Raw genomic sequence first — 18791 nt, 5'->3', positions numbered from 1 at the left:
CAACATCAGCTACACAAAAAAGCAATCACATGGTTCAAGACCTCCAGTCATGGGATGAACGCTGCATTAGTTGCTTGCTCGATGTTGGGTTCAAGTGCTGCTTGGGCAGCAGATCCTTCAGTTAAACAGCTGCGTGTGGGTTATCAAAAAGCCTCTGTGAACCTGGTGATTGCCCAGCAGCAAAAGCTGTTGGAAAAGGAATTTCCAAATGCAAAAATCAGCTGGAATGAATTCCCAGGCGGACCACAAATTTTAGAAGCACTGGCGGTAGGTTCTATTGATGTAGGTGCAACTGGAGATACACCTCCTGTCTACGCTCAGGCAGGCAATAAGCCATTGCACTATTTTGCTTATGAAACTGCAAAACCTTTATCTTCTGCCATTCTGGTCCAGCACAATTCCAAAATTACCAAGCTGAGCCAGCTCAAAGGTAAACGTGTTGGCGTGCACCGCGGTTCAAGCTCACATTATTTACTGGTACAGGCAGTACGCAAAGCGGGTCTGCAATGGACTGATATTCAGCCGGTCTGGTTAAGCCCTGCTGATGCGCGTGCAGCTTTCCAGAAAGGTGCGATTGATGCCTGGGCGATTTGGGATCCGTACTATGCTGCGGCTCAAGTAGAAGATAAAGCCAGAGTTTTATCTTCAGGTAAGGGCTTAAGTCCAAATTACACCTTTTACCTCGCTTCAGAAAATTTAATCAAAAATCATCCGCAAGCTTTAAAAGGCATTATCAAGCAGGTCAATGTTGCAGATAAATGGGTACAAAGCCATAAGGCTGAAACTGCAAGCATCTTTGCACAAAGTACCGGTCTAAAACCGATTGTCAGCCAGACCTTTATCCAGCGTCGTCCGAATCCGTCTGGTGCTGCACCGCTCACCAAGAAAGTGATTGCCGATCAGCAGGAACTCGCAAACCATTTCAGCGAACTCAAGATCATTCCGAAATCTATCAATATTCAGCAAGCCGTTTGGGCAGGCAAATAATCTAAGGATCAAAGACATGAAAATTTTCTGGTTTATCCCGACACATGGCGACAGCCGCTACTTAGGTACCAGCAAAGGTGCACGCCAGGTCGATCATGCCTACATGAAGCAGATTGCGGTTGCGGTCGATAATCTTGGCTATGAAGGTGTATTAATCCCGACTGGCCGTTCATGTGAAGATCCGTGGTTAACTGCAGCCAGCCTGATTGATGCCACTAAAAAATTGAAATTCCTCGTCGCGCTGCGTCCAGGTGTTACTACGCCTGCCCTGACTGCGCGTATGGCTGCAACCTTTGACCGTCTGTCTGGTGGCCGTATATTGCTGAACCTGGTGACGGGTGGTGATGAGCAAGAATTAAAAGGTGACGGCGTTTATGAAGATCATGCAACACGCTACAAGACTGCGGCTGAATACACCACCATCTGGCGTGAAATCCTGACCCGTTCACATACCGGCGAAAGCTTTACGTTCCATGGCGAACGCTTAAGTGTGGACGATGCCAAACTGCTTTATTCACCGATTCAAAAACCATATCCACCACTCTGGTTCGGTGGTTCTTCAGATGCAGCCGTTGAACTGGCCACTGATCAGGTTGACACTTATCTGACTTGGGGTGAGCCACCTGCGGCAGTCAAAGAAAAAATTGACAATGTCCGTGCCAAAGCCGAAGCGAAAGGTCGCAAGCTGAGCTACGGTATCCGTCTACATGTGATCGTGCGTGAAACCAATGAAGAAGCATGGAGAGCAGCAGACGAGCTCATCCAGTATGTGGATGATGCCACCATTGCTGCTGCACAAGCGAAATTCAAGCAAATGGACTCTGTCGGCCAACGTCGTATGGCTGAGCTGCACAATGGCGACCGTAGCAAACTCGAAGTGTCTCCAAACCTGTGGGCAGGTGTAGGTCTGGTACGTGGCGGTGCAGGTACAGCATTGGTCGGCGATCCAGAAACTGTCGCAGCACGTATTCAGGAATATGCTGATCTAGGTATCGATACCTTCATTTTCTCAGGCTATCCACATCTGGAAGAATCGATCCGTTTTGCGGAACTAGTATTCCCATTACTTCCGCTTGAAACTCAACAAAAACTGGCTCAGCCAAACCTGACTGGTCCATTCGGTGAGATTGTGGCAAATAATTACACTCCAGATGAGAACAAGAAGGCTGAGAGTGTTCAGGAGCCAGCTTAATGTCGAAAATCGTTTCAGTTGAAACCCTCGCAGAAAAGAAGGTTTCACGTGGAACACAGCTTGGGCAGCGTTTGCTGCCCTGGTTAGTTCCTGTCGGATTAATTCTACTCTGGCAAATCGCGTCGAGTACCGGTTTGCTGGAAAGCCGTATTTTGCCTGCACCAAGTGCCGTAGTCATCGCATTCTGGAATTTGCTGCTCAGCGGTGAGTTGTGGACACATGTCAAAGTCAGTGCTGGTCGTGCCTTAAGTGGTTTATTAGTAGGCGGTGGTCTAGGGCTAATTTTGGGTCTACTGAATGGTTCATCCAAAATGGCCTCTACCCTGCTGGATACCACCTTACAAATGATCCGTAACATTCCGGCTTTGGCCTTAATTCCACTGGTCATTCTCTGGTTCGGAATTGATGAATCAGCCAAGCTGTTCCTGGTCGCGATTGGTGTGTTCTTCCCGATCTATATCAATACCTATCATGGCATTCGTTCAGTCGATCCCCAGCTGATTGAAATGGGTAAAAGCTATGGCCTGACCCGCTGGCAGCTTTATAAAGAAATCATCCTGCCAGGGGCAATGCCTTCAATTCTGGTCGGTCTGCGTTTTTCACTCGGTCTGGTCTGGGTACTACTGATTGTGGCGGAAACGATTTCTGCCCAGTCCGGTATCGGTTATATGACCATGAACGCGCGTGAATTCCTGCAAACCGATGTCGTCCTGGTGGGTATTTTACTGTATGCCCTGCTCGGTAAACTGGCAGATGTCCTGGCCGTGGCCTTAGAACGATTCCTGCTGCGCTGGCATGCTGGCTATCAAAAATAATTGAAAAAATATTGAGGAGCATGTGATGACTGATCTCAGCTTAGGGCGTCTTGCCAATGATCCGACTGCAGTGCAGGAGCCTGCTGCAACCGATATCAATCCCAATGCAGTTGCCGGTGCCGAAATCATTATTGAACAGCTGCACAAGTTCTATGGTTCGGTGAAGGTACTGGAAGATCTGGACCTGCATATTCAGCCGGGTGAATTTCTGGCGATTGTTGGACGTAGTGGCTGTGGTAAAAGTACCCTGCTTCGTCTGATTGCAGATTTAGAAAAACAGAGCTATGGCGAAATTAAATTCAAGTCTGCACGTCATATCCGTGAAGGCATTACCGCTGATGATATCCGCGTGATGTTCCAGGATCCGCGTTTATTGCCATGGCGCAGCATCGAACAGAACGTGCAACTCGGCCTACCCAAAGACCAGCATGGTAATGCTTCACAAATGCTGGAGAAAGTCGGCTTAAAAGAAAAAGCTGGGCTTTGGCCTTCACAACTGTCTGGTGGTCAGCGCCAGCGTACTGCTCTGGCACGTGCCTTGTCACATAAGCCACGTATTTTATTGCTAGATGAACCACTTGGTGCGTTGGATGCCCTGACCCGTCTGGATATGCAGAACCTGATTGAAAAATTATGGACTGAACAGGGCTTTACCGCGATTCTGGTCACCCACGACGTCAGTGAAGCCGTACAACTGGCAGACCGGATTATCCTGCTGGACAAAGGCCATATTGCCAAAGAGTTTAAAGTTGATCTTCCGCGTCCACGCCAAAAGAATGTGAAATTCGCCGAACTTGAACAACAGGTTCTGAATGCCGTTCTTGCAACCTGAAATGCGTGGGAATCTGGAATAGCTGGTTATTCTGGATTCCTTATTTCGAATCAAGAGAATATCTGTCTTACTGATTGTTTATTCAGCAATTGGCAAAATTTCAACTTAATTCATTAATTTTATTTTAACTTTATGATGCTTCAAGGTAATAATTACCCCTTAAAAAATTATCAACCTTTTCAAAAGCTTGGTTTTTAATTCCTGCGCCTTAAACCGATACTAATTGTATCTTTAATCTAAAGAATAAATCATCATTATTCATAAAATTACCACCTGACTTGATGCACAAATCTGATGATTTGACGTACAATTAAAAATTCCCTTTTTTAATTGTTTTTAATATTTGCTGATGGAACAAAAAAAGAGTACTCAAAAACGCAACCAGCTGCTGAATGCCGCACTCGATGTTTTTTCCCTATACGGTTTTAATGGGGCGAGTTTAGATGAGATCGCACAAATCGCAGAAATGCATAAGTCGAATATTTTCTATTATTACGAAAATAAAGAGGCGCTCTATGTAGAGGTTTTAACGACTGTTCTACAAAAATGGCTGGCACCTTTACAAATGCTAGAAGCTGATCTTGAACCTGAAGAAGCGATTACCAATTATTTGATGCAAAAAATTGAAGTATCGCGTACCCAGCCTAAAGCTTCACGCCTATTCGCTCTGGAAGTGATTCAGGGTGCGCCGCACATTTTAGAAATCTTAAAAGGTCCATTGAAAAAACTGGTCAAGCGTAAAGCCAAAGTGATTTCAAACTGGCAGGAACAAGGCAAGATTTCTAAAGATATCGATCCTGAACTGCTGATTCTGAATATCTGGGCGGTAACCCAGAACTATGCAGATTTCGCGACCCAGATGGAAATGGTAACAGGCAAGACCTTGCGTAACCGCAGCATGCAACAACGGATTATCCAGCATACTGTACATATGATGCTGTACGGCGTACTTCCGCGTACACAAGAAAAATAGGTCAACGCAAAAATTATTTGGCATACGACCATAAATTTTATGGTCGCCGACCCCTTCTCTCACCCTTTATTATTATTATTTTAACGTTTGATATAAATTCAATAATTTCTGCGCACCCAGCAGCAGATTCTCTTCCCAGTCCAAATGAGCACTATCATCTGCACCGTCAGTAATATATTTGACTGAAATCAGGCGCACATCCAATTTTCTGCATACCTTGGCCAGCGCATAGCCTTCCATATCGACCAGCTGACAAGCCACTTTCGGCAAGCCTGTTTCAAAGCTATCCCCTGTTCCACAAACCCCTTTCGGTAAATGGACAAAAAATGGTTCCAGATCAATTGCGCCTGGCAAATGATCATCCATCGGGGTAATACCAACTTCAAATCCTAGGGGTGAAACATCCATATCACGTTGTACAAAACGCTTAACTTCGACCAGTTCATGCGCCTTGAAATGGGAACTGCCTGCTGTGCCGAGATTAATCAGGGTTTTACAGCGGGTTTTCTGAATCACTTCAAAAGCCTTAAAAGCAGCATTCACCTTGCCGATGCCACTATAGTGGACTTCTACACCTTCTGCTTCGAACAAACCTTTGGATTCACTGGCCAATGCCATAATGAGTGCCGAATCTGACATGTATACTACCCGAGACTAAGAAAACCGTGACATTAGAAAGCAAAATCCAGGCAATGAAAAGCGGGTTTTTAGATTTCTGTTTTGCAGATCTTTCACTTAAATAACCACAGAAGATTCTTGGATGGCACACTTTCTTCTTGATGTGTTTCGTGATTTTTCAATAATTTTTTTGCATAAAAACACAACAGCAAGACGAATCGTTGAGATTATGGCAATATATAGCCTTTCCTATTTTTCAATTCCCTGATTTCGCCTATGCAGCTGCTCCGTCTCAATGCTTTAGCGTCACATTCTGAATTGCCAAAAACCGCCGTTACAATTGGTAATTTTGACGGCGTGCATCTGGGTCATCAGGCCATGATCAAACAGTTAAAAGCTGTTGCAGAAGCTGAGCAACTAAAAACTGTTGTGATGATCTTCGAGCCACAACCGCTTGAATTTTTTAAAGGTTATGAAGCACCGCCGCGTATTTCTTCTTTGCGTGAAAAGGTGGAATATTTAAGCGAACTGGGTGTGGACTATATTGCGGTCGCCAAGTTTGATCATCATTTTCGAAGCCTGAGTGCCGAAGCCTTTGCCGACATTCTGAAAGATAAACTGAATGCGGCACATCTGGTCTTGGGGGATGATTTTCACTTTGGTAAAAACCGTCAAGGCAATAGTGAATTCCTGCGAGATTATGGATTTAAGGTCACCAACCTGCATACCATTGCCTTGGATGGTGAACGGGTCAGTTCTACCCGCATCCGTCAGACCCTGCAAGCGGGTGACCTGGCTCTGGCAGCCAAATTGCTGGGACGTCCTTATAGTATTACCGGCCGGGTGCAATACGGCGACCAGATTGGCCGTACCATTGATTTCCCGACCATTAATGTCCGGTTGAACCGGCATAAACCCTGCCTGCAGGGCATTTATGGGGTTGAAGTCGTCTGTGAAACCGGATCACTCAGCGCCAAGGTTCAGCAGAAAAATCCTGAACAGCCGGGTATTGCCGGCTATGATCAGGGCAGCCTGTTTGGTGCCGGTCATGTGGGTACCCGCCCTGCGATCAAACAGACTCATCCGGAATGGCGATTAGAAGTACATTTTCCTGATGTTTCTGCTAATCTGTATGGCCTGTTAATGCGGGTAACCTTCTTGAATTATCTGCATGGCGAAAAAGATTATCCTTCGCTTGAAGCGTTAAAGGCCGGAATTGATGATGATGTTGAGAAACTGCTTGAGTTTCGTCGAAAACACCCCACATTTCCCTTTTAATGTCCCGTATTTTTATTGTAAAACGTGTCAGTCTAATGACTGATTAAATTGGAAGACAACTTGCATGAGCGATAAGCAAACTCCTGAAAATGCAGTGGATTATAAAGCCACGCTGAACCTCCCAGGTACTGACTTTGCAATGAAAGCAAATCTGGCAGTACGTGAAGCGAAATGGTTAGAAGAGTGGTATGCCGATGACATTTATCAGCAGATTCGTGCATCGCGAATTGGCAAGAAAAAATACGTGCTTCATGATGGCCCTCCATATGCCAATGGCCAGATTCACTTAGGTCATGCAGTCAACAAGGTACTTAAAGACATCATCATTAAAAGCCGCATCATGGATGGTTTTGATGCACCTTATGTACCAGGCTGGGATTGTCATGGTCTTCCAATTGAACTGAAAGTTGAAGAAAAAGTCGGTAAGGTCGGCGTTAAAGTAGATGCGCCTACTTTCCGTAAAGCTTGCCGCGAATATGCATTGAGCCAGGTGGAGCTACAGAAAAAAGACTTCATCCGTATGGGTGTATTTGGTGACTGGAGCAATCCTTATCTCACCATGAACTTCAAGCAGGAAGCCAACATCGTGCGTTCACTCGGTGAAATCGCGAAAAATGGCCATATCCAGCCAGGCCTTAAACCGGTGAACTGGTGTCTGGACTGTGGTTCAGCACTGGCTGAAGCTGAAGTTGAATATGAAGATAAAAAGTCAGACGCGATTGACGTGGGTTTCACCGTGGTGGATCTGGCGGATCTGTCTGCACGTTTAGGTGTTGAAGTTAAAGACTCAACCGATATCGTGATCTGGACGACTACGCCTTGGACCCTGCCTGCGAACCAGGCAGTTGCCTTACATGCTGAAATTGAATACCAGCTGGTCGTTGCACGTGGTGAAGATAAAGCTGCACAAAACTTTATCCTGGCCAAAGATCTGGTTGAGTCTGCAACTGAGCGTTATGGCTTTAACGCGGTTGAAGTGATTGCCGATTTTGCCGGTGCAAAACTTGAAAATCTGGTGCTTCAGCATCCTTTAATCGCTGAGCGTCAGGTGCCAGTAATTCTGGGTGAACACGTCATCGCGACCAGCGGTACCGGTGCTGTACATACTGCGCCTGGTCATGGTGTGGACGATTATAAAGTTGGTCTGCTGTATAACCTGAAAGTGGATAATCCTGTAGGTGGTAATGGTGTGTATTTACCGACTTCACCCCTATTTGCAGGCGAACATATCTACAAGGCCAATCCACAAATTATTGCGGCGCTTGGCGAAGCTAACAAGCTATGGGCACATAAGCCTATTAAGCATAGCTACCCGCACTGCTGGCGTCATAAAACTCCGATTATCTTCCGTGCGACCCCACAATGGTTCATCAGCATGGATGAAAAAGGTCTGCGTCAGGGCGCGTTGAATGCCATTGAAAATGACATCAGCTTTGTACCGGATTGGGGTAAAAACCGTATTCAGGCGATGATCGAAGGCCGCCCGGACTGGTGTATCTCACGTCAACGTACTTGGGGCGTACCAATCCCATTCTTCGTGCATAAAGACACCAATGAACTGCACCCGCGTACACCTGAACTGATCGAAGAAGTCGCGAAACTGATCGAACAGGAAGGTATTGATGCCTGGTATAACCGTGAAGCCAAAGACTTTATTGGTGATGATGCTGAGCAGTACAACGCGGTTCGCGATACCTTAGACGTATGGTTTGACTCTGGTACAACCCATTATGCAGTGCTGCGTGACCGTGAAGAGTTAACTGATCCAGCTGATTTATATCTTGAAGGTTCTGACCAACACCGTGGCTGGTTCCAGTCTTCATTATTGACCTCTATGGCAATCAATCAACGTGCGCCATATAAAGGTCTGCTGACTCACGGTTTCGTAGTCGATGAGAAAGGCCGCAAAATGTCGAAATCGCTGGGTAATATCATTACTCCGCAAGACATTATCAAGAACATGGGTGCAGACGGCCTGCGTTTCTGGATCGCTTCAGCAGATTACCGTTATGAAATGACCGCAGGTAAAGAGATCTTTAACCGTGCATCAGATGGTTACCGTCGTATCCGTAATACCCTGCGTTTCTTACTGGCAAACCTGAATGGCTTCAACCCGGCAACTGATGCCCTACCCGTAGATCAACTGATTGCACTGGATCAATACATCCTGCAACGCGCGAATGATGTACAGGAAACCATCAAGAAAGCATATGAAGATATGAACTTCCATATCGTGACCAATGCCTTGACCAACTTCTGTATTAACGACCTCGGTGGTTTCTACTTAGACATCATCAAAGACCGTCAGTACACTACTAAAGCAGACTCGCAGGCACGTCATTCTGCGCAAACTGCACTGTATCATCTGGTACAAGCCTTTGTTCGCTGGATGGCGCCAATCCTGAGCTTCACTGCTCAAGAAGCATGGCCACTAATTCCAGGTCAAAGTGAGAAATATGTCTTCACTGCTGAATGGTACGATATTCCAGTTTCTGCACAAGCTAACCTGTTATCTGAAGCAGACTGGCAAACCCTGATTGCCGTGAAATCCGCGGTGAACAAACACATTGAAAATGCGCGTAACGAGAAACTGGTAGGTTCAAACCTGTCTGCCAAAGTTGAGCTGTGGGCCAATGATGAACTGAAAGCTGTTCTAGACCGTCTGGGTGATGAGCTGCGTTTCGTTCTGATCACTTCTCAGGTAATCGTGAATCCGTTTGATGCTGCTCAAGGCAATGACGCTGAACTTGAAGGCCTACGCGTAAAAGTATCTGCGGCAGATGGCGAGAAATGTGTACGCTGCTGGCATGTGCTTCCTGATGTGAATACACATGCCTCACATCCAGGACTATGCGGTCGTTGTATCATTAACCTCCCGAGCGGCCAAGGTGAAGAGAGAAAATATGCCTAACCCACAGCAGAAAAAGGGTCTGTTCCAGTTCTATCCTCACAATTTGTGGTGGATCGGACTGGCTATTCTGGCGATCATTCTAGATCAATGGACCAAATGGATTGCGGTAACACATCTGGAATATGCAGATCCGGTGCCCGTCCTGCCCTTTTTAAATTGGACACTATTACATAACTATGGCGCTGCCTTTAGTTTCTTGTCCGATGCTGGTGGCTGGCAACGCTATTTCTTTACCTCTCTTGCAGGTTTAGTGTCTGTGGTTTTCGTGTTCTGGCTGATGCGTATGCCAAAGAGCATGAAAGTCTTGCCACTAGCAGTTGCCCTGATTCTGGGTGGTGCTATTGGTAACCTGATTGACCGCATTTCTTTAGGTTATGTTGTCGACTTTATTCATGTCTATTATCAGAACAGCCACTTCCCTGCTTTTAATATTGCGGATAGTGCCATTACTTTAGGTACGATTCTGCTGCTGATTGATACGTTTTTCCTGGAAAAACACCGAATTCAACGTGCACAGGCGCAACATGACTGATTTTATTAATCCTAACGAGGAAACTCGTGTTGAAGACGGCTCTAAAGTCGAGCTTCATTTTTCTGTCGCGATCGAAAGTGGCGTAGAAATTGACAATACCCGTAGCCGTGAAGAACCGGTAAGCCTGACCATTGGTGATGGCAACCTATTACCAGGTTTTGAAAAAGCCTTGATGGGCTTGCGTGCTGGTGACCGTCGTACCGTCAGCCTTCCGCCCGAAGAAGCTTTTGGTCCGTGGAATCCTGAAAATGTCCAAAAATTTGATACGGTGAAATTTGGCGAACGTCCGATTGAAGGTCACATGATCGAGTTTGAAGACAAGGCCAAATCGACTTTGTATGGCGTAGTAAGATCCGTAAATGATGATATTACCGAAGTGGACTTTAATCATCCGCTTGCAGGTAAAAATATCACCTTTGAAGTCGAAATCTTCAAAGTTACTCCAGCTGGCCAGCAAGGCGTGAAGCTGATGTAATATCGGCTAATCACATGATTTAAAAGAGCTCCTTCGGGAGCTTTTTTAGTTTCTGGATACAAATCCTCTCTAGTCTCTGTTCAGAAATCTGATTAATTTAATTTGATGAGCATGCGATAAGAAAGGGAAAGATATGAAAATTTATATTGTGGTTGGCAGTGTGCGTGAAGGACGTACAGCAATTAAGGTCGCACATTGGGTACTACAGGAAATTAAAAAATATGGTTTTAGCACGCTTGAAACCGAACTTGTCGACTTAAAAGAATGGGATCTTCCGCTTTTTGCTGGTTCTCATCCCCCATTGACCGGTATTTATGATCAGCCGAAACAGCAGGAATGGGCCGACTTTATTGCCCTTGCGGATGCATTTATTTTTATCAGCCCTGAATATAACCATGGCTATAGCCCGGCATTAAAGAATGCGCTGGATTATCTAGCCAAGGAATGGCAAGGCAAACCGGCAGCTTATATCGGTTATGGCGTCACCAACGGCTCACGTTCCATTGATCAGATCCGTCAGGTCGGCACTCAGCTTGGCATGGTGGATACCAATGCGATTGTAGAGCTGCGGGACATTTTTAGTCGCAATAAAGACTACAGCTTTGAAGGGAATGAATTCGACAATAAAACACTTAGAGATGTCGTGGATAAGCTGATCCAATATGTCAGTGCCTGAGGACGACAGCGATGTGCGCTTTAGCCTACAGGCAGCGCAGAATTTGTCGGCTATTCCCACTTTCAGTTCAAGGCTATAGTTTGATTCATAGACAGACAGGAAGTCTGCAAAGCGATACAACAACAATAAAAAGCGCAGAGTAACAGGACGTTGACAGGTCAGACAGGAGTCAGATCTGAGAAGCAAATCCAGAAAAGCCTCAACAGGATGTTGGGGCTTTTTTGTATTTAAAATCTTTTATTTTTCTTAAAAAAATCACATCTCTACATTAAAGCCTAAATTGACATCACAGGCCGTTTGCCCACCGCGGATTCCCCAGTTTTCCAATGGACTTTCTCGCAGATGAATCAGAATATGATCAGGCGGAATGCCCAATTTTCCCAAGCTTTCTACAATCTGCTGATACAGTTTGCGCTTGGTCTCCAGACTTCGGCCAGCGAAGCAGTCAATACTGATCAAGGTAAAGTATTAAGGCTGAGCCAGATGAGTCATATACTGAAAACGATGCGCTTCATGTACCACCAGCCGGATATTACGGTCATAGTCAGGCAGTTGAAAGGCATTTTTCACACATTGAAATACGCAATTGAGTAACTGCTCTTCATCAGCATGGGAATATTGCTGCTGGACTTCAATTTGAACGGTAGGCATGTGCTTCTCCTTTTTATTATTTTATTGAATAGAGAGATGAGCTTCAATAAGGCCTCCTATCTCTACCATATCGTAAAATTATCCTGAGAACTCTGGAATTAATCGGATAAATATTTTCAAGTGAGCTTGTCGCCTCTGGCCTACAGCAGATGCGGTCAATGCCTCTACTCGGTCTTTCTGACTCAGGCTATATTGAGTACATACCAAGACAGGAAGTCTTGCAAAAACAAGAATAAAACATCGGCAGGATGCTGATCGATACCGGAGGAAAGGTATCTGAGCTAAATTTGAAAAGGCCCTCACAGGAGTTGGGGCCTTTTTCTTTCATTCTGATATTAACTATTTAGCTTTTTACTGAGGGGTGGTCATCTTAAGCAACTTGGCTTTTGGACTATCTTCAATCACCCAGAGTGAGCCATCTTTGGCCTGAATCGCACCACGAATCCGCTCTTTCATATCCAGTCGCTGTATTTCTTTCGCAGGATTTTGAGTGGTATCAATTACAATCATTGCCTGAGAAGACAGACCTGTAGCAATGGCTTTATTTTTCCATTGAGGAAAGCTATTGCCAGTATAGAACAACAAGTCTGAAGGAGAAATTACTGGAGTCCAATCTAGTGCTGGTGCTTCAAACTCTGGTCGGGTGCTGTGATCTGGAATCGGCTTGCCATCATAATGATCCCCATTGGAGACGATCGGATAGCCATAATTTTTGCCTTTTATCACTTTATTCAGCTCATCACCGCCTTTAGGACCCATTTCAATCACCCAAAGCTGCCCTTGTGGATCAAATGCCAAACCGAGAGGATTACGGTGTCCCAGACTCCAGACCTGCTTGGCAATTTCGCCCTGATTCATAAATGGATTATCGGAAGGAATTGAACCATCGTCATTCAGACGAATAATCTTGCCGGCATTGGAGTTCATGTCCTGGGCTGGATTAAATTGCTGACGTTCACCCGAACTGATCCAGAGCTTATTGTCTGAGCCAAAGATAATCCGGTGCCCATAATGACCCTGTCCTGAAGAAAATTTCGGTACCTGAGTCCAGATTTTTTTGATCTGAGTGAGTTGAGGGGTGCTCTTGGTGAGATCTAGTTTGCCATGAACCACGACTGCACCATAGCCACCCTGCCCCTGTTCGGCATAACTGAGATACACCCACTGATTCTTGGCAAAGTCAGGATGGAGTGCAATATCGCCTAAGCCACCTTGTCCGCCATAGGCCACTTGAGGGATACCCTGAACAGTTTGAGTGCTGCGATTGGCTGGATTAAATATTTTTAACTTTCCAGATCTTTCAGTAATCAGTAAGCGCTGATCCGGCAGCTCAGTCAGTGCCCATGGCTCATTCAACTGCGCAAATTCTTCGACTTTATAGGCTTGCTGTGTGGTTTTGGCAGCGGATTGTCCAGCGGGCGGTGCTGAAGTCTTGTCTTGGGCACAGGCAGTCAGGCTATAGGAACCTAAGCCTAATAATAAAATTGCTGCTAGTTGAGTCTGTTTCATTGTTATTCTTCATGCTAATTTCATTCAGATAAATACCAATTTAGCATTCCAGACAGCGGCTAAAATAATAAAAAAGTAAAGGAATCGTAAGCGGATATAACTTGATCAGATAAAGAGAGCTGATGTATTGATTGGATTTTTTATTATTTAATACAGGCTGAATCACGAAGAATTTTTGCCTGATACAGCTGTTGATCAGCTGTTTTCAGTAAACGGTCAACATTTCTATAGATATGTTCAGCATCCATAACCGCTGCCCCAACACTGATACTAATCCAGGTCTTGTCATCCCCACGATTGGCATGTTCCAAATTGAGCTGACGAATAGCCTCACAAAGTTGCTCGGCAAAATCTTTGGCTTCCTGCCAAGAAATATCTGCCAGTAAAACGGCAAATTCCTCACCACCATAACGTGCCAGAAAGCCATTTTCAGGCAATATTTGCTGAATAGTTTGAACCAGTGTTTTTAAAATATAGTCACCTTTGAGATGGCCATAATAGTCATTATAGTTTTTAAAATAATCTACATTGATCATATAAACAGCCAGCGAAGTCTGATTTGCGATTGTATATTCATATTGCTGCTGAAGCTCTTCATTTAAGGCAAAGCGATTATAGGCACCTGTCAGCGAATCCAGCCTCACCTGCTGCGCGAGTTTCTCATTGAGCAAGGTGATATCACGCGTACGGTCCCGAACCTTCTGATCAAGTTCTTTATTCAGGCGCAAAAGCTGCTTGTTTAACAACTCGGTATTAATACTTTGCACCGCATAATCACGGCTGAGCTGAAAGGTAATTAAAATGAAATAGGCACAAGATGTATAAAATGCAATTTCAACTGAATCTATCACCTTTAAAGCAAGTAAATAGTCATGCAGGAAGGTCAGGCAGACCAGCACCACCACAATAGAATTGATCTTGGAATAACGCACATGCGATTTATGCATGCAGTAAGCGCCATAAAGCAGATTAATAAAGACCAGTACTGCAATACTAAAGCTCTGGAAAAAGAAGCTCTGGAATATATAAGGCAGCGTAAACAGGGTCACAGCCACATTGATACTAATTAACAAAGCTGTGATTTTTAATAAATAAGGATTTAACAGTCGATAAGGCAATAAATAGATATAAATCAGGAAAAATAGAGTCGCCAATTCAGTCAGTAAATACTCAAATCGTGTGCCCCATACCCAGGAAATATTCGTGAATAAAGTATAAATAAATGGAACTGCAAAGAAGCTACGCAGGCTCAAGCACAGAATAAATAACCCTAGAAACAGCAGCAAATTACCTGCTTGCGTTTTAAGGCTGCGAAATACTGCAAAGAACACCATAAAGCAGCCAATCATCAGCAGAACGCCACTGATCACACTTAAAGGAATCACCTGATCATAAAACTTATCCAGAATAGGCTGGTTAAAGCCAATAAACATGCTGTTTTCCAGCCCGCCACGGATATGGTGATAACTTGAAGCCTGAATGGTAATCGTCACTTCTCGCTGTGAGGGAAAGAAAGAAGCCAGCTTTGGCGCCATCATGGTCTGATGCTGACCATGTATGCCTACCTACCCTACTTCTATCAGGAGATAATCATCGACATACATGCTATAAGCCTCATACTGGTATGGTACATAAACATAAACCGCATGATTAATGGCTGATTCAGGTAGCCTGAAGGCTTTTTGAAAAGTTCCAATATGGTCTTTATGACCTGTTAAGGTCAGGAAAGAATTAGGTAAATGAACTTTTTCAGCAGCAAGAGTCTGATTAGAGGAAGTTAACTGAGATGGTCACTGCCCAGAAGTGGGATCAATCAGCTGATTGGGGTAGAAATCCCATTCTCCATCGAGTTTGACATACTGATGATGATCAAAATTTAATTCTGTTACAGCGTATAGCTGTGGAGAAATCAAACTGAGCCATATCAACACAAATGTGTTTATGAGAATCTGCTGCATATGACTCAGAGAATAAAAAATATTTACACGAGTAGTATAACATTTTACAGCTGATCAGAGATTATACAGCTGTAAAAAATTAGTCGTTAAAGAGAGAAAAGTGATTATATAAATATAAAAAAAGCCCCCTGCATGAGCAGAGGGCTTTTGGAATAATGAGCTGGCGATGACTTACTCTCACATGGGAAACCCCACACTACCATCAGCGCTAAGAGGTTTCACTTCTGAGTTCGGGAAGGGATCAGGTGGTTCACTCTTGCTATGGTCGCCAGCACAACTGGTATGCTTACTCGCTATGGTCTTATTTACGTTGCTTGCGCTTCGTTTGCCTAGCTTTCTTCAAATAGAATGCATTAACAGATGTATCTGAGTCGCAGTAGTTTGTTCGATTAGCTTAACTAAATCAAGGCTTCGTCTGATCGTTAGATCAATATGAAATCAATTGATGCTTTATATACAACTGCTTGGGTGTTGTATAGTCAAGCCTCACGAGCAATTAGTATTGGTCAGCTTCATGCATCACTGCACTTCCACATCCAACCTATCAACGTCGTAGTCTTCAACGGCTCTTTAGAGGACATAAAGTCCTAGGGAAATCTTATCTTGAGGTAGGCTTCCCGCTTAGATGCTTTCAGCGGTTATCCCTTCCGAACATAGCTACCCGGCGATGCGACTGGCGTCACAACCGGTACACCAGAGGTTCGTCCACTCTGGTCCTCTCGTACTAGGAGCAGATCCTCTCAAATTTCCAGCGCCCACGGTAGATAGGGACCGAACTGTCTCACGACGTTCTAAACCCAGCTCGCGTACCTCTTTAAATGGCGAACAGCCATACCCTTGGGACCTGCTTCAGCCCCAGGATGAGATGAGCCGACATCGAGGTGCCAAACACCGCCGTCGATATGAACTCTTGGGCGGTATCAGCCTGTTATCCCCAGAGTACCTTTTATCCGTTGAGCGATGGCCCTTCCATACAGAACCACCGGATCACTAAGACCTACTTTCGTACCTGCTCGACTTGTGGGTCTCGCAGTTAAGCGCGCTTTTGCCTTTATACTCTACGCGTGATTTCCGACCACGCTGAGCGCACCTTCGTACTCCTCCGTTACTCTTTAGGAGGAGACCGCCCCAGTCAAACTACCCACCAGACATGGTCCTCGCTCCCGATCAGGGAGCAGAGTTAGAACCTCAATATTACCAGGGTGGTATTTCAAGGACGGCTCCATGGCAACTAGCGTCACCACTTCAAAGCCTCCCACCTATCCTACACAAGTAAGATCAAAGTTCAATGTCAAGCTGCAGTAAAGGTTCACGGGGTCTTTCCGTCTAGCCGCGGGTACACCGCATCTTCACGGCGAATTCGATTTCACTGAGCCTCTGCTGGAGACAGCGCCGCCATCATTATGCCATTCGTGCAGGTCGGAACTTACCCGACAAGGAATTTCGCTACCTTAGGACCGTTATAGTTACGGCCGCCGTTTACTGGGGCTTCGATCAAGAGCTTCGCTTACGCTAACCCCATCAATTAACCTTCCAGCACCGGGCAGGCATCACACCCTATACGTCCACTTTCGTGTTTGCAGAGTGCTATGTTTTTAATAAACAGTTGCAGCGGCCTGGTTTCTGAGGCTGTCAACAGCTCAAGGAGCAAGTCCCATCACCATCAACAGCGTACCTTCTCCCGAAGTTACGGTACCATTTTGCCTAGTTCCTTCAGCAGAGTTCTCTCAAGCGCTTTGGTCTACTCGACCTGACCACCTGTGTCGGTTTCGGGTACGATTCCAGTGTAACTGAAGCTTAGAGACTTTTCCTGGAAGTATGGTATCAGCCACTTCACCAGTAAACTGGCTTGCTATCAACTCTCAGCATAGAGCACCCCGGATTTGCCTAAGATGCATGCCTACTGTCTTCCACCTGGACAACCAACGCCAGGCTGACTTAACCTTCTCCGTCCTCTCATCGCATTACACTGAAGTATTGGAATATTAACCAATTTCCCATCGACTACGCCTCTCGGCCTCGCCTTAGGGGTCGACTCACCCAGCCCCGATTAACGTTGGACTGGAACCCTTGGTCTTTCAGCGAACGGGTTTTTCACCCGTTTTGTCGTTACTCACGTCAGCATTCGCACTTCTGATACCTCCAGCATGCTTCTCAACACACCTTCATCGGCTTACAGAACGCTCCCCTACCACTTGCAATAAATTGCAAATCCGCAGCTTCGGTACATAGTTTTAGCCCCGTTACATCTTCCGCGCAGGCCGACTCGACTAGTGAGCTATTACGCTTTCTTTAAAGGGTGGCTGCTTCTAAGCCAACCTCCTAGCTGTCTATGCCTTCCCACATCGTTTCCCACTTAACTATGATTTAGGGACCTTAGCTGGCGGTCTGGATTGTTTTCCTCTTGACTACGGACGTTAGCACCCGCAGTCTGTCTCCCGGATAGTACTCATTGGTATTCGGAGTTTGCATCGGTTTGGTAAGTCGGGATGACCCCCTAGCCGAAACAGTGCTCTACCCCCAATGGTATTCGTCCGAGGCGCTACCTAAATAGCTTTCGGGGAGAACCAGCTATCACCGAGTTTGATTAGCCTTTCACCCCTATCCACAAGTCATCCCCTGGCTTTTCAACGACAGTGGGTTCGGTCCTCCAGTTAGTGTTACCCAACCTTCAACCTGCTCATGGATAGATCACCCGGTTTCGGGTCTATACCCAGCAACTAAACGCCCTATTAAGACTCGATTTCTCTACGGCTCCCCTATTCGGTTAACCTCGCTACTGAATATAAGTCGCTGACCCATTATACAAAAGGTACGCAGTCACCACACAAAGTGGCTCCCACTGCTTGTATGCATGCGGTTTCAGGATCTATTTCACTCCCCTCACAGGGGTTCTTTTCGCCTTTCCCTCACGGTACTGGTTCACTATCGGTCAGTCAGGAGTATTTAGCCTTAGAGGATGGTCCCCCTATATTCAGACAAGGTTTCACGTGCCTCGCCCTACTCGACATCATCATATCAGCCCTTTCGTGTACAGGACTATCACCCACTATGGTTGCACTTCCCAGAGCATTCCACTAAAACTGATATGACTTAATGGGCTGTTCCCCTTTCGCTCGCCGCTACTGAGGGAATCTCAATTGATTTCTTTTCCTACGGATACTGAGATGTTTCACTTCTCCGCGTTCGCCTCATAAACCTATGTATTCAGTTTATGATACCGACCTTATAGCCGGTGGGTTTCCCCATTCAGACATCTCCGGATCACAGGATATTTGCCGCCTCCCCGGAGCTTTTCGCAGGCTATCACGTCTTTCTTCGCCTCTGACTGCCAAGGCATCCACCACATGCACTTAATTACTTGACTATACAACCCCAAACAGT

General features: G+C 45.6%; 13 protein-coding genes, 2 rRNA genes and 1 pseudogene. 10 read left to right on the top strand and 6 right to left on the bottom strand.

Translation table 11 applies throughout. The features are described from left to right. Positions 1–54: 54 nt before the first annotated feature. The 5 genes from AC4MBN_RS00195 (at position 55) to AC4MBN_RS00175 (ending at position 4799) form a co-directional block, all read left to right on the top strand. Positions 55–987 carry a sulfonate ABC transporter substrate-binding protein gene (locus AC4MBN_RS00195; RefSeq protein ID WP_419374906.1) on the top strand — a complete coding sequence of 311 codons (933 nt, stop codon included), beginning with the start codon at positions 55–57 and terminating at the stop codon, positions 985–987. A 16-nt stretch (positions 988–1003) separates the two neighbouring features. Further along, a complete protein-coding gene (gene ssuD / locus AC4MBN_RS00190; RefSeq protein WP_419374898.1) occupies positions 1004–2179 on the top strand; it encodes an FMNH2-dependent alkanesulfonate monooxygenase in 1176 nt (391 codons plus the stop codon). Next, entirely contained in the window at positions 2179–2994 is an 816-nt protein-coding gene (gene ssuC / locus AC4MBN_RS00185; RefSeq protein ID WP_419374899.1) for an aliphatic sulfonate ABC transporter permease SsuC, read from the top strand. The genes ssuD and ssuC overlap by 1 nt, the downstream gene beginning before the upstream one ends. Positions 2995–3019: 25 nt before the next feature. Continuing rightward, positions 3020–3826, top strand: a complete 807-nt coding sequence (locus AC4MBN_RS00180; protein WP_180011124.1) for an ABC transporter ATP-binding protein — start codon at positions 3020–3022, stop codon at positions 3824–3826. A 349-nt stretch (positions 3827–4175) separates the two neighbouring features. Continuing rightward, complete coding sequence (locus AC4MBN_RS00175; protein ID WP_005232857.1) at positions 4176–4799, top strand: TetR/AcrR family transcriptional regulator; 624 nt, start codon at positions 4176–4178, stop codon at positions 4797–4799. A 75-nt stretch (positions 4800–4874) separates the two neighbouring features. Here AC4MBN_RS00175 and AC4MBN_RS00170 read toward each other — a convergent pair whose 3' ends face one another. Continuing rightward, positions 4875–5438, bottom strand: coding sequence for a 5'-methylthioadenosine/S-adenosylhomocysteine nucleosidase family protein (locus AC4MBN_RS00170; RefSeq protein ID WP_419365436.1), 564 nt, complete (start codon positions 5436–5438; stop codon positions 4875–4877). A gap of 255 nt (positions 5439–5693) precedes the next feature. Here AC4MBN_RS00170 and ribF point away from each other — a divergent pair, with 255 nt between their 5' ends. The 5 genes from ribF (at position 5694) to AC4MBN_RS00145 (ending at position 11289) form a co-directional block, all read left to right on the top strand. Next, positions 5694–6695, top strand: a complete 1002-nt coding sequence (ribF, locus tag AC4MBN_RS00165) for a bifunctional riboflavin kinase/FAD synthetase (protein ID WP_419365435.1) — start codon at positions 5694–5696, stop codon at positions 6693–6695. 64 nt (positions 6696–6759) lie between these two features. Further along, positions 6760–9606 (top strand): isoleucine--tRNA ligase, encoded by a 2847-nt coding sequence (gene ileS / locus AC4MBN_RS00160; protein ID WP_491876308.1) that lies wholly within the window; start codon positions 6760–6762, stop codon positions 9604–9606. Beyond that, positions 9599–10138 carry a signal peptidase II gene (gene lspA, locus AC4MBN_RS00155; protein ID WP_004781354.1) on the top strand — a complete coding sequence of 180 codons (540 nt, stop codon included), beginning with the start codon at positions 9599–9601 and terminating at the stop codon, positions 10136–10138. The genes ileS and lspA overlap by 8 nt, the downstream gene beginning before the upstream one ends. Beyond that, complete coding sequence (locus AC4MBN_RS00150; RefSeq protein ID WP_125278879.1) at positions 10131–10613, top strand: FKBP-type peptidyl-prolyl cis-trans isomerase; 483 nt, start codon at positions 10131–10133, stop codon at positions 10611–10613. The genes lspA and AC4MBN_RS00150 overlap by 8 nt, the downstream gene beginning before the upstream one ends. A 133-nt stretch (positions 10614–10746) precedes the next feature. Beyond that, positions 10747–11289, top strand: a complete 543-nt coding sequence (locus AC4MBN_RS00145) for an NADPH-dependent FMN reductase (RefSeq protein ID WP_005232867.1) — start codon at positions 10747–10749, stop codon at positions 11287–11289. 255 nt (positions 11290–11544) lie between these two features. Here AC4MBN_RS00145 and AC4MBN_RS00140 read toward each other — a convergent pair. The 5 genes and pseudogenes from AC4MBN_RS00140 to AC4MBN_RS00120 all read right to left on the bottom strand — a co-directional run bounded on the left by AC4MBN_RS00140 (position 11545) and on the right by AC4MBN_RS00120 (position 18774). Beyond that, positions 11545–11940: pseudogene (locus AC4MBN_RS00140) on the bottom strand (tautomerase family protein). Positions 11941–12291: 351 nt separating this feature from the next. Next, positions 12292–13449, bottom strand: a complete 1158-nt coding sequence (locus tag AC4MBN_RS00135; protein WP_491880455.1) for a PQQ-dependent sugar dehydrogenase — start codon at positions 13447–13449, stop codon at positions 12292–12294. A gap of 143 nt (positions 13450–13592) precedes the next feature. Further along, positions 13593–14987 carry a GGDEF domain-containing protein gene (locus tag AC4MBN_RS00130; protein WP_491880454.1) on the bottom strand — a complete coding sequence of 465 codons (1395 nt, stop codon included), beginning with the start codon at positions 14985–14987 and terminating at the stop codon, positions 13593–13595. Positions 14988–15565: 578 nt separating this feature from the next. Continuing rightward, positions 15566–15680, bottom strand: a 5S ribosomal RNA gene (gene rrf, locus AC4MBN_RS00125). Positions 15681–15882: 202 nt separating this feature from the next. Further along, positions 15883–18774 (bottom strand): 23S ribosomal RNA (locus AC4MBN_RS00120). Between the last annotated feature and the right edge of the window lie 17 nt (positions 18775–18791).

The organism is Acinetobacter sp. CAU_H_60, assembly GCF_058599385.1.
Note: the sequence above shows the minus strand (reverse complement) of the source record. Positions and strands in the feature narration are given on the sequence as shown.

What these genes read in the sequence shown, in the direction of transcription:
- AC4MBN_RS00195 (WP_419374906.1), top strand. Translation starts at nt 55, where the DNA reads ATGAACGCTGCATTAGTTGCTTGCTCGATGTTGGGTTCAAGTGCTGCT.
- ssuD (WP_419374898.1), top strand. Translation starts at nt 1,004, where the DNA reads ATGAAAATTTTCTGGTTTATCCCGACACATGGCGACAGCCGCTACTTA.
- ssuC (WP_419374899.1), top strand. Translation starts at nt 2,179, where the DNA reads ATGTCGAAAATCGTTTCAGTTGAAACCCTCGCAGAAAAGAAGGTTTCA.
- AC4MBN_RS00180 (WP_180011124.1), top strand. Translation starts at nt 3,020, where the DNA reads ATGACTGATCTCAGCTTAGGGCGTCTTGCCAATGATCCGACTGCAGTG.
- AC4MBN_RS00175 (WP_005232857.1), top strand. Translation starts at nt 4,176, where the DNA reads ATGGAACAAAAAAAGAGTACTCAAAAACGCAACCAGCTGCTGAATGCC.
- AC4MBN_RS00170 (WP_419365436.1), bottom strand. Translation starts at nt 5,438, where the DNA reads ATGTCAGATTCGGCACTCATTATGGCATTGGCCAGTGAATCCAAAGGT.
- ribF (WP_419365435.1), top strand. Translation starts at nt 5,694, where the DNA reads ATGCAGCTGCTCCGTCTCAATGCTTTAGCGTCACATTCTGAATTGCCA.
- ileS (WP_491876308.1), top strand. Translation starts at nt 6,760, where the DNA reads ATGAGCGATAAGCAAACTCCTGAAAATGCAGTGGATTATAAAGCCACG.
- lspA (WP_004781354.1), top strand. Translation starts at nt 9,599, where the DNA reads ATGCCTAACCCACAGCAGAAAAAGGGTCTGTTCCAGTTCTATCCTCAC.
- AC4MBN_RS00150 (WP_125278879.1), top strand. Translation starts at nt 10,131, where the DNA reads ATGACTGATTTTATTAATCCTAACGAGGAAACTCGTGTTGAAGACGGC.
- AC4MBN_RS00145 (WP_005232867.1), top strand. Translation starts at nt 10,747, where the DNA reads ATGAAAATTTATATTGTGGTTGGCAGTGTGCGTGAAGGACGTACAGCA.
- AC4MBN_RS00135 (WP_491880455.1), bottom strand. Translation starts at nt 13,449, where the DNA reads ATGAAACAGACTCAACTAGCAGCAATTTTATTATTAGGCTTAGGTTCC.
- AC4MBN_RS00130 (WP_491880454.1), bottom strand. Translation starts at nt 14,987, where the DNA reads ATGATGGCGCCAAAGCTGGCTTCTTTCTTTCCCTCACAGCGAGAAGTG.